This is a genomic window from Blastococcus sp. SYSU D00669 (assembly GCF_054050715.1).
Genome location: NZ_JBJGZV010000013.1, coordinates 12635 through 26384, shown reverse-complemented (window position 1 = coordinate 26384; position 13750 = coordinate 12635). Strand labels below are relative to the sequence as shown.

General features: G+C 74.3%; 13 protein-coding genes and 1 tRNA gene. 2 read left to right on the top strand and 12 right to left on the bottom strand.

The features are described from left to right. Positions 1-14: 14 nt before the first annotated feature. The 10 genes from ACI8AF_RS11225 to ACI8AF_RS11180 form a co-directional block, all read right to left on the bottom strand. On the bottom strand, positions 15-827 hold the full coding sequence (locus ACI8AF_RS11225; protein ID WP_456539784.1) for an N-acyl homoserine lactonase family protein: 813 nt from the start codon (positions 825-827) through the stop codon (positions 15-17). A 65-nt stretch (positions 828-892) separates the two neighbouring features. Further along, a complete protein-coding gene (locus tag ACI8AF_RS11220) occupies positions 893-2461 on the bottom strand; it encodes an ABC transporter substrate-binding protein (protein WP_456539783.1) in 1569 nt (522 codons plus the stop codon). Beyond that, positions 2458-3099, bottom strand: a complete 642-nt coding sequence (locus tag ACI8AF_RS11215; protein ID WP_456539782.1) for a cysteine hydrolase family protein — start codon at positions 3097-3099, stop codon at positions 2458-2460. The genes ACI8AF_RS11220 and ACI8AF_RS11215 overlap by 4 nt, the downstream gene beginning before the upstream one ends. A gap of 26 nt (positions 3100-3125) precedes the next feature. After that, positions 3126-4262: an agmatinase gene (gene speB, locus ACI8AF_RS11210; RefSeq protein WP_456539781.1), complete on the bottom strand. Its 1137-nt coding sequence runs from the start codon at positions 4260-4262 to the stop codon at positions 3126-3128. Between the two features lie 8 nt (positions 4263-4270). After that, positions 4271-5266: an ABC transporter permease gene (locus tag ACI8AF_RS11205; RefSeq protein ID WP_456539780.1), complete on the bottom strand. Its 996-nt coding sequence runs from the start codon at positions 5264-5266 to the stop codon at positions 4271-4273. Positions 5267-5279: 13 nt separating this feature from the next. Continuing rightward, positions 5280-6146: an ABC transporter permease gene (locus tag ACI8AF_RS11200; RefSeq protein ID WP_456539779.1), complete on the bottom strand. Its 867-nt coding sequence runs from the start codon at positions 6144-6146 to the stop codon at positions 5280-5282. Between the two features lies 1 nt (position 6147). Beyond that, positions 6148-8175, bottom strand: coding sequence for a dipeptide ABC transporter ATP-binding protein (locus ACI8AF_RS11195; RefSeq protein WP_456539778.1), 2028 nt, complete (start codon positions 8173-8175; stop codon positions 6148-6150). Positions 8176-8453: 278 nt separating this feature from the next. Continuing rightward, entirely contained in the window at positions 8454-9491 is a 1038-nt protein-coding gene (locus ACI8AF_RS11190) for an isopenicillin N synthase family dioxygenase (protein ID WP_456539777.1), read from the bottom strand. After that, complete coding sequence (locus ACI8AF_RS11185; RefSeq protein ID WP_456539776.1) at positions 9488-10168, bottom strand: hypothetical protein; 681 nt, start codon at positions 10166-10168, stop codon at positions 9488-9490. Before ACI8AF_RS11185 ends, ACI8AF_RS11190 begins: the two co-directional genes overlap by 4 nt. Before the next feature lie 138 nt (positions 10169-10306). After that, positions 10307-11524 carry an Ig-like domain-containing protein gene (locus ACI8AF_RS11180; RefSeq protein WP_456539775.1) on the bottom strand — a complete coding sequence of 406 codons (1218 nt, stop codon included), beginning with the start codon at positions 11522-11524 and terminating at the stop codon, positions 10307-10309. A 170-nt stretch (positions 11525-11694) separates the two neighbouring features. On the opposite strand from ACI8AF_RS11180, the gene ACI8AF_RS11175 reads away from it, so the two are divergent. After that, positions 11695-11767 (top strand) — tRNA-Lys (locus ACI8AF_RS11175). 149 nt (positions 11768-11916) lie between these two features. Then, on the top strand, positions 11917-12075 hold the full coding sequence (locus ACI8AF_RS11170; RefSeq protein ID WP_456539774.1) for a hypothetical protein: 159 nt from the start codon (positions 11917-11919) through the stop codon (positions 12073-12075). 12 nt (positions 12076-12087) lie between these two features. Here the strand turns inward: ACI8AF_RS11170 and ACI8AF_RS11165 are convergent, their stop codons facing one another. Together ACI8AF_RS11165 and ACI8AF_RS11160 are read right to left on the bottom strand one after the other, a co-directional pair. Then, positions 12088-13209, bottom strand: a complete 1122-nt coding sequence (locus ACI8AF_RS11165) for an NDMA-dependent alcohol dehydrogenase (RefSeq protein ID WP_456539773.1) — start codon at positions 13207-13209, stop codon at positions 12088-12090. A gap of 321 nt (positions 13210-13530) precedes the next feature. Continuing rightward, entirely contained in the window at positions 13531-13740 is a 210-nt protein-coding gene (locus ACI8AF_RS11160) for a LuxR C-terminal-related transcriptional regulator (RefSeq protein ID WP_456539772.1), read from the bottom strand. Positions 13741-13750: the final 10 nt, after the last annotated feature.

The following is a 13750-nucleotide window of genomic DNA, read 5'->3' as shown; positions in this document are numbered from 1 at the left end:
GGAAGATCGGAAACTCAGCGCGCCCGCGCGCGGCCGAAGCGGTCGGCGAGCTGCCGGGTCAGCTCCGGCCACACGACGGGGTCGTGGCCGGGGACGAGGGGGTAGCCGCGTGCCGCGGCGAGCGACTTGAGCCGGCGGATCTGCTCGACGCACTCCTCCGGCGTGGCGGCCACGCGGCCGCCGACCGACACCTCCTCGTCGATGTTCTCGGTGAGGTCGGCGGCGTCGAAGGCGAGCACGAACCCGCCACCGCCGACGCTGTCGTCGAGGTCGACGACGAAGCTCTGGTGCCCCGGGGTGTGCCCGGCGGTCAGCACGGCGGTGACGCCCGGGGCGATCTCGGCGTCGCCGTCGGCCAGCCGCCAGTCGTGCCGCGGGTCGTCGAAGTCGATGCGGAAGATCGCGTGCTCCTCGGCCTCGGGGGTGAGCCCGAACTCGAGCTCGCGGCGCTGGCAGTGCACCGGCCGGCCGGTGAAGTGCCGCAGCCCGCCGGCGTGGTCGAGGTGCAGGTGCGACAGCCCGACGGCGTGCACGTCGTCGACGTCGATGCCGGCGTCGGCCAGCGCCTGCTCCAGCGGCTCGCCCTCCGCGGGGATCACCGCCGACAGGTGCGGGTCGAACCGCCGGCGCAGCGCCGGGTCGCGCAGGTAGGCGGTGTTGAAGCCGGTGTCGAGCAGCAGCCAGCCCCCGTCGACCCGCAGCAGGACACCCGGCACGGGCTCGCGCATCCGCGCCTCGGGCGGGGCGCCCTCCACCGACACCGACTTCGGCAGGTCCTCCCAGCCGAGGGTCAGCAGGACGATCTCGCGCACTCCGGTGCGGGCCATGCGGTTCCTCTCTCGAGCGGACGGGAGGGCCGGCGGCGGGCTGCCGCCGGCCCTCCCCGGGTGTTCTAGGCGGACAGCCCGGCCAGCCGCAGGCTGGTGGGCGCGGCGATGTCCTTCGACTCCTCCATGCCCTGCAGCCAGGTCTGGGCCACCATGAAGTCCTGCCGGTAGGCGACGTTGGTCCAGCACCCGGTGGCCGACGCGAGCTCGCCGATCCGGGCGTAGACCGCGTCGTCGCCGGTGGCCAGCGCCTGCGGCAGCAGCTCCTCGATCTGCGGGTCCGAGCAGCCCAGGTAGTTCAGGCCCCCGTCCGCGGCGTACAGGATGTGCGCCGAGGTGTAGGGGTCGGCGGCGTCGGGCCAGTAGCTGGCGACGTACACGTTCGGCGCGCCGTCCTGGTTGCCGATCCAGCCGAACACCTGCGAGGTCGTGTAGCCCTGGACCTCCGGCGTGAACCCGAGCTGCTGCAGGTTCGCGCTGATCAGGTTGGCCAGCTGCTGGTCGTCGGGGGCGCTGGTGTCGTAGCCGATGACGATGGTCCTGTCCTCGGCCGACGCCGACTGCCCGATCTCCTGCAGCGGGGCGGTGTCGTGCTCGACCGCCTGGGTGTCGGTGCCCTCCGGGAGCATCCCCTCGGGGTAGTTGCCGGTGGCCTCGCGGCTGCGGCCGGCGAAGACCTGCTCGCGCAGCGTCTCCAGGTCCAGCGCCTGCTGGAACGCCTGCCGCGCCGCCGCGTCGGCCAGCAGCCCCGTGTTCGGGTTGACGTAGACCTGCTCGGTGATGAACGAGGGCAGGTCGTAGGTGGCGACGGCGTCGTTGCCCAGGTAGTCCTCGACCGCGGGGGCGTTCAGGCCGTGCAGGATCGCGTGCAGCTCGCCGTTGTCGAGCATCAGCTGCTGCGTCGACAGGTCGGTGATGACCGGCAGGTCGATGGTGTCGAAGTGCACGTCGCCGCCCCACCAGTCCTCGTAGGCCTGCAGCTCGTAGTGCTCGCCGATGTCGGCGCGGGTGAGCGTGTACGGCCCGGTGCCGGCATCGTGCGTCTGCAGGTAGGTCTGGGCGAAGTCGTCGCCGGCCTGCTCCGACAGGATCGTGGGGCTCATCATCTTCGGCCCGTACGGCGAGGCGAGGTAGTCGAGGAACGCCGAGTTCGGGGCCGCGAGCGTGATGACCACCTGGGTCGGGCTCGGCGTCTCCACCGAGGCGACGTCGGCGACCATGTACGCCGGCCCCTGGTCGACCGCGAGCCGCCGGTCGAACGACGGCTTGACCGCCGAGGAGTCGAACGGCGTCCCGTCGTGGAAGGTGACCCCCTCGCGCAGCGTCAGCGTGTAGACGGTGTTGTCCTCGTCGACCTGCCAGTCGGTGGCCAGCGCGGCCTCGATCTCCGGCTCGGTGGTGCCCGCCCGGTACTGCAGGAGACCCTCGTAGGTGTTCTGGGTCAGCAGGAGCCCCTGGCCGGAGTAGTAGATGTCGGGGTCCGGCGGCTGGCCCGGGTCCTGCAGGAACGACAGGCGCAGGACGCCGTCGTCGGGCGCCGAGCTGGTGACCTCGGGCTGGCCGTCCCCGCCGCACGCGGCGAGCGACGCGGCGAGGACGACGGAGGCCACCGCCCCCAGCAGCCGGCGGTTCACGCGCCCACCCCGGCCAGCTCGGCCGTCGTCGCCAGCGCGGTGAACGCCTCGACGATCTCGTCGGTGCTGCGCCGGGCGCCGGACTGCAGGTACTCCATGGCGTTCAGCGAGGCCTCGTGGGCGGGGAAGGACGACCCGCCCACGCAGTCCTCCACGACGCGGACGTGGAAGTCGCGCTGGTGGGCGTCGGCGAAGGTGTAGTGCACGCAGACGTCGGTGAGCCCGCCGATGAGGATCAGCGTCCGGGCCTGCAGCGCCCGCAGCACGATCTCGAACTCGGTGCCGATGAAGCCCGAGTAGCGCCGCTTGACGATGTGGAACTCGCGGTCGTCGGCGGCCGGGTCGGGCAGCAGGGTCGGCCACAGGTCGGTGCCGGGAGCGCCGTCGACGCAGTGCCGGCCCTCGGCGCCGTCGAGCTCGCGGCCGAAGTCGATGCCGCTGGGGCGGTGCACCTCCTGGAAGAACACGATCGGGACGCCGGCGGCGCGGGCGGCGGCGACCAGCCGCTCGGCGCGCGCGACGCGGCCCTCCGTGCCGGGCATGTGCGCGATGCCGACCACGTCGGCGGGCATGGCGCCGCCCTGCTGGATGTCGACGACGACCAGCACGGGCCGGCCGACGATCATGGGTTGCTGCACGGTTCTCTCCTCGGTCGTGAAGGGGGTCAGGCGTCCCGGAAGGTGCGGGCGGCGCCGGTGCCGGCCGACCGTGGGTCGACGTAGTCGGGCTGGGTGAGGCCGATGCGGCGCATGGCCATGCCGGTCATGGCCTCGCGGACGGCGCGGTGGGCCAGCAGCGCGGTGATGCCGGCGGTGCCGTCGTAGGGCGGGCTGACCTCGACGACGTCCATGCCGACGATGCCGACCTCGGCGGCCAGCCGGCGGACGGTGCGCAGGATCTCCCAGCTGGTCAGGCCGCCGGGCTCGGGCGTGCCCGTGCCGGGCGCGAACGCCGGGTCGCACACGTCGACGTCCAGGGAGATGTAGAGGTGGTCGGCCTGGTCGAGCGCCTCGTCGATGGCGCGCTCGAGCACCGCCTCGAAGCCGTCGCGCCGGATCTCGGCCATGAAGTGGGTGCGGAGCTGGTGCTCCTCCATCCAGTCGAGGATGGGCTCGTCCGGCCAGTAGCCCCGCAGGCCCACCTGCACGAAGTTCCTGCCGGGGACCGCGCCGCTCTCGATCAGCTTGCGCATCGGCGTGCCGTGGCTGGCCAGCGAGCCGGGCGAGTCCGGCGCGGTGTCGGCGTGCGCGTCGAAGTGGATGATGCCGACCTTCCCGTGGCCGAAGTGGTCGGCCACGGCGGTGGCGCACGGCCAGGTGATGGCGTGGTCGCCGCCCAGGACGATCGGCACGACCCCGGCGTCGACGACGCCGCCGACGAACTCGCGGACCAGGTCGAAGGTGCCCAGCGTGTTGCCGACCAGCACCTCGGCGTCGCCGTAGTCGCAGGCGCGCAGGTGCTCCAGCGGGTCCACCCGCACGTCGAGGTGCGGCAGGCTCGACCCGTAGCCGCCGATGTAGTCGGTGGAGCGGATCGCCATCGGGCCCAGGTGGGTGCCGGCGCGGCCGGTGACGGTGCCGTCCCACGGCACCCCGAGGACGGCGACGTCGATCTCGCCGGCGGTCAGGTCCTCCGGGGTCAGGCAGACCGGCAGCTTCATGAACGTCTGGATGCCGGCGAAGCCGCGTTCACCGCGGGGCCGGTTGACCTGCACCGGGCCCGGCGGGCGCGGGGGCAGCTGCCAGTGCGGGAAGTCCTCGGCGCCCTTGAGGACGTGGCTGTGGGAGTGGTCGTGCGACACGGGAGGGTCTAGGCCTCGATCCGGGGGTCGGCGGCGGCCTGCAGCAGGTCCACCACGGTGTTGATCAGGACGTAGGCCACGCCGAGCAGGAGCATCACGCCGGCGATGGCGGGGAAGTCGTTGACCGGGATGCTCTGGGCCGTGTACTGGCCCAGACCCGGCCACGCGAAGATCAGCTCGACGACGAGCACGCCGGCGAACATCAGGCCGACCTGCAGGCCGGTCATCGACAGCGCGGGGCCGAGCGAGTTGCGCAGCACGTGCCGGCGCAGCACCTGCCCCTCGGACAGGCCCTTGCTGCGGGCGGTGCGCGTGTGGTCGGTGCGCAGCGTCGTGCTCAGCGAGGAGGCGAGCACCCGGCCGATCGCGACGGCCGGCCCGATGACCACCGCCAGGCCGGGCAGCACCAGGTGCTGCAGCGCGTCGCCGAGGACGTCGAACCGGAAGCCGATCAGCGAGTCGGCCAGCAGCAGGCCGGTGGGCCCGTCCGGTGCGTCGGCGACGCTGGTGCGGCCGGTGGCCGGCAGCCACCCGAGGGTCTTGTAGAAGAGGATGATCCCGCCGATCCCGAGCAGGAACACCGGCGCGGCCGCCCCGGTCATCAGCACCAGCCGGAACACCCGGGCCCCCGGCCAGCGCAGCGTCGTCGCCACGGCGAACAGGACGCCGAGCACGATCGCGAGGAACAGGCCGAAGGCCGCCAGCTCCACCGTGGCCGGCAGGTAGGTGCCGATGTCGGCGCTGACCTCGCGGCGGGTCCGGTAGGACTCGCCGAGGTCGCCGGTCACCAGGCCCCCGACGTAGCGGAAGTACTGCGTGGCGATCGGGTCGTCCAGGCCCAGCTCCGCCCGCTCGGCCTCGACCGCCTCCTGGGAGGCGTTGGCGCCGAGGCTGGCCCGGACGCCGTCGGCCCCGGAGGCCTGCTGCAGGCCGAACAGCACGGCGGTGAGGACCAGGACGATGACGACGGCGGCGGCGAGCCGCTTGGCGATGAGGAGCAGCACGGGTCCTCCCCTTTCAGCGGCCGGACATGAGGTTGCGGATGCCGTCGCCGGCGACGTTGGCCGCCAGCGACAGGAGGAGGACGGCGATGCCGGGCATCACCGGGATCCACCAGTCCTGCAGCAGGTAGCTGAGGTTGCGGGCGGTGTCGGCGCCGAGCTCCGGGGCCGGCGCCGACTGGCCCAGGCCGAGGAACGACAGCCCGGCGAGGGTGAGCACGAGGGTGCCGATGTCGAGGCTGGCCGTGACGACGGCGGCCGGGACGGCGCCGGGCAGGAGGTGGCGCAGCGCGATCCGCACCGACCCGGCGCCGGCCAGCCGGGCCGCCTCCACGTGCGGCCGGGCGGCCAGCGAGCGGATCTCGCCGCGCAGGATGCGGGCGTAGAACGGCCACCAGACGATCGAGACGGCGAGCAGCGTGTTGAACAGCCCGCTGCCGAGCGCGGCGACGACGGCGATGGCGACCACGGGGGCCGGCAGCGCCAGGAAACCGTCGGTGACCCGCATGAGCAGGTTGTCGACCCAGCGGCCGCGGGTGCCGGCGACCAGCCCGACCAGGCCGCCGACGAGCACCCCGAGCGCCACCACCGCGAGCGCGGCCAGCCAGCTGGAGCGCAGGCCGTAGAGCACGCGGGAGAGGACGTCACGGCCGACGCTGTCGGTGCCGAGCAGGAACCCGTCCTGGCCGGGCGGGGTGGACGGCATCCCGGCCGGGTCGAGCGGACCGTACGGCGCGAGCAGCGGGGCGGCCACCGCGATGAGCGTGATCAGCCCGAGCAGCCCGGCGGCGGCGAGGTCCCACCGCCCGCGGCTGCGGGCGGCGGGGCGGCTGCGGCCGGTGCGGGTGGGCGCGGTGGGGGCGACTGCCTCGGCGACGGCCATCTCAGATCTCCTTCTGGCGGATGCAGGCCACGCGCCGGGAGTCGGCGTCCATGAGCAGGTCGGTGCCGGTCCGCAGCCGCTCGAGCGGGACGAACAGCTGCGGGTCGGCGCAGGTGTCGATCGCGAACGGGCACCGCGGGTGGTACTCGCAGCCGGCCGGCGGGGACAGCGGCGAGGCGGGCTCGCCCTTGAGCGCGGGCGGCTCGACGCCGAAGTCGGGGACGGCGGCCAGCAGCGCCTTGGTGTACGGGTGCTTGGGCGAGCGGATGACCTCGTCGGAGTCGCCGACCTCGACGATCCGGCCGAGGTACATCACCGCGATCCGGTCGGAGACGACCCGGGCGACCGACAGGTCGTGGGTCACGAAGACGACGGCCATGCCGAGGTCGCGGCGCAGCTCCTGGATCAGGTTGAGCACGGTGGCGGCCAGCGAGACGTCGAGGGCGCTGGTCGGCTCGTCGCAGAGCAGCACCTCGGGCGGGACGACGGTGGCGCGGGCCAGCGCCACGCGCTGGCGCTGGCCGCCGGAGAGCTCGCTGCCGCGGGCGTCGTAGACGGCCTCGGGCAGGCCGGTGCGGCGCAGCGCGGCCAGCGCCCGCTCCCGCCGCTGGGCCTTGGGCAGCTTCTCGGTGCGCAGCCGCTCGTCGAGCAGCTGGCCCACGGTCAGCCACGGGGTGAGGGAGGCGCCGGAGTCCTGGAACACCATCTGCGGCCGGCCGCCGCGGCCCAGGACGACGTCCCCCTTCGACTGCTTCTCCAGGCCGGCGAGGACCCGCAGCAGGGTGGACTTGCCCGAGCCGCTCTCCCCCACCAGCGCGACGCACTCGCCCTCGCGGACGTCGAGCGAGACGCCGCGCAGCGCGCCGAGCTCCGCCTTCCGGCCGCGACCGGCGCGGACCCGGAAGACCTTGTGCACCCCGCCGGCGCGGGCCGCCCAGCCCTCGGCGGCCGCCTCCTCGGCGACCGCCACCGGTGGGAGGGGCGGGGGCGGCGGCGCGACGGCCAGGCCGGTGACCGCCCGCGGCTCGGCGATGCACGCCCGCAGGTGGCCGCCGGCGACGGGCAGCGGGTCGGGCAGCAGCGTGGTGCAGGCCTCGGTGGCCACTGGGCACCGGGGCGCGTACGCGCAGCCGGGCGGCAGGGCGGCCGGGTCGGGCGCGCCGCCCTCCAGCGCCCGGATCGGCCGGGTGCGGTCGGTCGACAGCGACAGCCGCGAGCGCATCAGGCCGACGGTGTAGGGGTGGGCCGGCTCGCGCAGCACGGTGCCGGTCGGTCCCAGCTCGGCGACCCGGCCGGCGTACATGACCGCCACCCGGTCGCTGACCTGCGCGGCGACGCCGAGGTCGTGGGTGATGAGCAGGACGCTGCAGCCGACCTCGTCGCGCAGCCGGCCCAGCAGCGCGAGCACCTGGGCCTGGACGGTGACGTCGAGCGCCGTCGTCGGCTCGTCGGCGATGACCAGCGCGGGGTCGCCGGCCACCGCCATGGCGATCATGACCCGCTGGCGCAGCCCGCCGGAGAGCTCGTGCGGGTAGCTGTCGAGCCGGCGCTCGGGCTCGGGGATGCCCACGGCCTGCAGCAGCCGCAGCGCCTCCTTCATCGAGCCCGCCGCCTCGGCGACCTGCCGGCCCACCTTCATCGTGGGGTTGAGCGAGGTCATCGGGTCCTGGAAGACCGCGCCCATCGACACCCGCCGCACCGTGCGGCGCACCTCCGGGCCGGCGGTGAGCATGTCGGTGCCCTCGACCAGGGCCAGGCCGCTGGTGCGCGGCTGCGAGGCCTCGGGCAGCAGACCGAGCAGGGCGAGGCTGAGCACGCTCTTGCCGGAGCCGGACTCGCCGACCAGGCCGACGATCTCGCCGCGGCCGATCTGCAGGTCGACGCCGCGGACGGCCTCGACCTGCCGGCCGCCGCGGGTGAAGCCCACGTGCAGGTCCTGGACGTCGACGACGAGGTCGGTGGCCGGCGCGGCGTCGTGCTGGACGACGCCGGCGAGGTCGTGTGCTGCGGCTGGGGCCGAGCGCGGCATCCCGTCACCTCCGTGGGACGTGCCGGCCGCGAGGCAGCCGACGACGACTGTCTCCCGGGCTTTTGTCCCGCCGTGGCACGGACGCGCGCACCTGGACGGCACGAGCCCCGCTGCACCTCTCGGACCAGCCCGCCCGCAGGCGGCGGAACCCTAGGTGCGCCCCACCGGAGTGGGTCGGGCACCAGTGAACTGGCGGTTCGTGACCCGCCGTTTCCGCTCGTGTTCCTTTCGTGTGACACGGGGCCCCACCTGCGTGGTCTCGGTCACGGGACGCGCGATCAGGCGACGCGCCCCTGCAGCGCCTCCTGGCCGAACGACGACAGGGCCAGCGAGCCCTCGGGCAGCACCAGCTCGCCGCTCTCCAGGCGGCGGCGCAGGTAGCGGAAGCTCTGCGCGGTCTGGGCGAAGAGGTGGTCACCGGCGACCAAGGGCGTGCGCGCGGGCTCGCCGTCGGCGACGAACTGCGGCAGCGGTGCGACGAGGGTGTCGTGGTCGACGTTGAAGAACAGCGGGAAGGAGTAGCGCTCCTCGACGACCTTGCGCACCCGGTGGGTGGTGGCGACGAACCGGCCGTTGGTCCAGGTCTCGAGGATGTCGCCCACGTTGACCACCAGCGTGCCCGGGCGCGGCGGGACGTCGATCCACTCCCCCGCGCCGTTGAGCACCTCCAGCCCCGGCGCGGTGGGCAGCAGCAGCGTGAAGCACTCGTAGTCGGTGTGCGCGCCGATGCCGACGGCGTCCACGGCCGCGGGGTCGTGCGGGTAGTGGATCAGTCGCAGCTGCGACGGCGGCTTGGTGACGAACCGGTCGAAGGCGTCGGCCGGCTCGCCGAGGGCCAGGGCGAAGCCGCGCAGCAGGGCGCGGCCGAGGGCCAGCACCGCGTCGTACCAGGCGCCGACCGCCTCGCGGAAGCCGGGCAGGTCCGGCCACTGGTTGGGGCCGAGCATCCGCCCGGCCAGGAAGTCGGGGTCGTCGGCCGGCAGGTCGGCGGAGAGGTCGAACGCCTCCTTGAGGTCGCGCGTACCGCCGGCGAAGACCTCCTCGCCCTCGGGCACGTAGCCGCGGTGGTTGGTGGAACGCCCGATGTAGGTGCGCATCTTCTCCTCCGGCGGGAGGGCGAAGAACGCGGTCGTCACGCGGAGCAGGTCCTCGGCCAGCGCCGGGTCCAGGCCCGTGCCGGTGATGTAGAAGAACCCCACGTCGCGGGCGGCGCGGCCGAGCTCGTCGGCCACCCGGTGGTGCTCGGCGGGGTCGTCGCCGAGCAGGCCCGAGACGTCGACGACCGGGACCTCGGTGAAGTCGGTCAGGCTGCTCACGCGGTGCGGACCTCCGGGCCGACGGGGCGGGGACGGCGGACGGGCAGCGCGGCGGCGGAGCCCTCGGTGGCGACGACGGACCACTGGCGCAGCAGCGGCGTGCCGGCGGGGTCGGTGGTGATCTCCCGCAGCCCCGCGCCGTCGGCGACCAGGTCGAGCGAGGCACCCGCACGCGCCGGCCGGCTGGAGGCGGTGCGGACGACGGCGCCGTCCGCACCCACCGTGCCGAGGGCGACCTCGGCGTCGGTGGCCCAGGCGACGTCGTCGCCGACGCGCACCAGGACGGCCGGTGCCCCGGTCGCCGCGTCCCGCAGCTCGACCGCGCAGCAGAGCAGGTCGGGGCCGGTGCGGCGGGCCCAGCGCTCGACGTAGGCCTCGTGCCGACCGGTCTCGACCAGCGCGTCGGCGCCGTCGGGCTCGAGCAGGCCCTCGTCGGGGGTGGGGCCGGGCCGGAGGTCGACGACCCGCTCCCAGCAGGTCCACGGCCCGTCGGCGCGGAGACGCCCGGCGAACCCCTCGGTCGCGGCGGGATCCACCGGCAGCCGCAGGTCGACGTAGTAGCTGCCGGCCTGCAGCCAGGTGACCGCGGTCGACGTGTCGCAGGTGCCGTCGCGTCGGATCAGCAGGGTGCGCTGCCAGCGACCGCGCAGCGCGGGATCGGGCGGGACGACGGGCACGGCCACCCCCGGGCGTCGGCCGGGCGGGGATGCCCGGCGACCACGCCGCTCGGCGGGTCCCGCTCATCCCAGCCGACCGCTGTGTCGGGGGGAGGGCCGCGCCGTGACGTCGGTGTTACCCGGCTGCTCCAGCGCCCGTCACTTGAGCGCGCTGCCGGCCTGCCACTGGTCCCACGGGATGGCCCAGTCGTAGATGTCGCCGTCGGCCGCCGACAGGGTCGGGCCGATGGAGTTCTTGATCTCCACGACGTCGCCGGGCTGGCTGAAGTTGAAGAACCAGGCCGCGTTCTCGGTGGACATGTTGATGCAGCCGTGCGAGACGTTCTCGCGGCCCTGCTGCGCCACCGACCACGGGGCGGCGTGCACGAACTCGCCGTTGTTCGACAGCCGCACCGCGTACTCCACCGGGGTCCGGTAGCCGTTGGGGCTGTCGACCGGCACGCCGTAGGTGCTGGAGTCCATGACCCGGTCGCGGTTCAGCTCGGTCACCACGTGCGGGCCGTTGCGGCTGGGGAAGTCGGGGCCGCCGGCGCTGATCGGGAACGTCTGCACCAGCTGGTCGCCGTCGTACACCTGCATCTGGTGCGTCCCGGCGTCGGCGATCGACACGTGCCGGTCGCCGATGCGGAAGGACACCACGCGGTCCTTCTCGCCCCAGATCCCGCCGCCGAAGCTGACGCCGTACAGGTCGGCGTGCAGCGTGACGTCGGTCTGCGCCGGCCAGTAGGTGGACGGCCGGAAGTGCACCTCGGAGTCGGACAGCCAGCTCCAGACGCCGTCGGTCGGGGTGGAGCTCTGGACGAGGAGGTGGCTCTCGACGGCGGCCTTGTCCTCGACCGGCTCGTCGAAGTAGACGCGGATCGGCAGGCCGACGCCCACCGTGGTGCCGTCGAGCGGGCCGATCGACGGGGTCGACAGCGTCTCGGGGGTGGCGGTGGTGAAGGTGGTGGCGGCGGAGACCTGCTCGTCGTCGCCACCGGTCGCGGTGGCGGTGAGCGTGTAGGTGGTGCCGTAGGCGAGATCGGTGTCGGGGGTCCAGACCTCGGTGACCGCCTGACCCTCGGCGGGCTCCTCCTCGCCGGCGGCGTCCTCGGCGAGCTTCCCGGTGACCGGCGTGCCGGCGGCGTCGACGAGGGTCACCTCGCCGATCTCGCCGTCGGTGACCGTGATCTCGAGGGGGACGACCGGCGAGACGTCGGCCGACCCGTCGGCCGGGGCGACGGCGAGCTGGGCCGGCCGGGCCTCGGCGGACGACGACGGCGACGGCTCGCCCGACGCGTCGGGTTCCTCCGCCGTGTCGGTGCAGCCCACGAGGAGCAGCAGCGCCCCGGCCACCAGTGCAGCTGTGCGTCGCACCCGCCCCGTCCCCTTCCGCCGCACCCGTCGCTGGATGCCTTTTCCGCTGGTCCGCGTCCAGTGTCCACGCCCGGACGACGGAAGGGGGATCTTGAGCGGCACCCGCCCGGACCCGACCCGATCCGCGCTGGTATCGTTCTCCTCCGGTCGCCCGGCACACCGGTCGACACGCGCCATTAGCTCAATTGGCAGAGCAGCTGACTCTTAATCAGCGGGTTCGGGGTTCGAGTCCCTGATGGCGCACCCCTTCCGACCAGCGGCTCCCCCCCTCCGGGGTGGGGCCGCTTCGTCGACCCGGGCCCCGACTCACCCCCTGCAGACGAGGCGCGGCTCCGCGCCGGGCAGGACGCTCGCACCTGCTCAGGGACGAGCAGCCGTGTCGGGGAGGCGTCATGCGGGAGCTCAGCAGCCGGTCGAGGACCAGGACCGACATCCCCGAGGACCCCCCGGAGGACGAGCCGGTCCCGGCGCCCACGGGATGGGTGTTCGCCGCGGTGCTCGGCCCGCTCGTCGTGCTGGTCGTCCTCGCGTGGACGATGCGCGGCCTCTGAGCGCAGACCTCCTCAGTCGAGGAGGACGACGCCGCGGATGTTCCGCCCGGCCTTCATGTCGTCGAAGCCCTCGGCGACCTGGTCCAGCGAGTAGGTCCGCGTCACCAGCTCGTCCAGCTTCAGCGTGCCCGCCGTGTACTGGGCGAGCAGGTTCGGGACGTCCCACCGCGGGCTGCAGCCGCCGAACAGCGCGCCCTGCAACCGCTTCTGGAACACCGTGAACATGGTGTGGTTCACCGGGATGCCCGCCTGGCGCATGCTCCCGGTGCCGGTGAGGACGACCGTGCCGGCCTTGCGGATGCAGTTCACCGCCTCGGCGATGTGCTCGCCGGTGACGACGCCGACGGCCACGACGGCGGCGTCGGCGCCCTGCCCGTTCGTGAGGGAGCGGGCCAGCTCGGTGGCCTCGGCCATCGAGCCGGTGGCGTGGGTCGCGCCGAACTGCTTGGCGGTCTCCCGCTTGAACTCGACCGGGTCGACGGCGATCACCGCGCGGGCGCCGATGGCCCGGGCGGCCTGCACGCTGTTCATGCCCACCCCGCCGACGCCCATGACGACGACGACGTCCCCCGCGCGGGCGTCGGACATGTTGGTGACCGACCCCCAGCCGGTGGGGACGCCGCAGGCGACGAGCGCGGCCTTGTCCAGCGGCAGGCCGGGGTCGATCTTCACCGCCGACCGGGCGTCGACGACGGTGTGCTCGCTCAGCGCCGCGAGACCGTAGGCCTGGGCCACCGGCCGGCCCTGGTACGACATGCGGAAGCTGGTGGGGTCGTCGATCCGGGCGCCGGTGAAGAGCTTGGCGCCGAGGTCGCACAGGTTCTGCCGGCCGGTCGAGCACATCCGGCACCGGCCGCAGACCGCGACGAAGCTGAGCACCACGTGGTCCCCCTCCGCCCAGCCGGGCGTGGCGGGGCCCACCCCGACGACGACGCCCGCGCCCTCGTGGCCGCCGGCGAGGGGCAGCCGGAGCGGCGGGGCCGACCCCGGTGGGACGTCGTGGTCGTCGGTGTGGCACAGCCCGACGGCGGCCATCCGGACGAGCAGCTCCCCCTCGCGGGGTCCGTCGAGGTCGACCTCGGTGACCTCGTACCGGCCGGGCTGCGTGTGGAGCACTGCGCTGCGGGTCTTCACGGCGTGGACCTCCCGGGGCTCGGAGGCTGCGCGGCCCGCGCCGAGTGGTCGAGCCGCCAGACGGGGGAAGGACGGCGAAGGGTTCGTGGACGCTGGAGTGCCGGATCGTAGCGGCGATCCCCTGCGCCGCGGGGCCCGCGCCGCGCACCGGTTCCGCCGACGAGCACGCCGGTGTCGCACGGTGACCGGCCGGTCACGCGGCCCCGCCAGGCGGGCGCACCCCGGGCACGGAGGCCCTCTGTCGCCCGCCTGACGAGGTGGGCCCAGTGTGGGGCATCGGGGCGCGGACCGCCGTCCCGTGCGGCCCCCCGGAGCCCGACGTCAGACCAGCCCGTGCTCCCGGGCCGCCGCGACGGCCGCGGCCCGGCCGCGGGCGTGCAGCTTGCCCTCGACGCGCCGGATCCGGGTGCGCGCGGTGTTCGTCGAGACCGACAGCGACGCGGCGATCGCCGCCGTGGACCGGCCGTCGGCCAGGTGTCTCAGGACCTCGAGGTCGCGGCTGCCCAGGGTCACCGCTGCGTCGGGGAGCATGGCCGCCTCC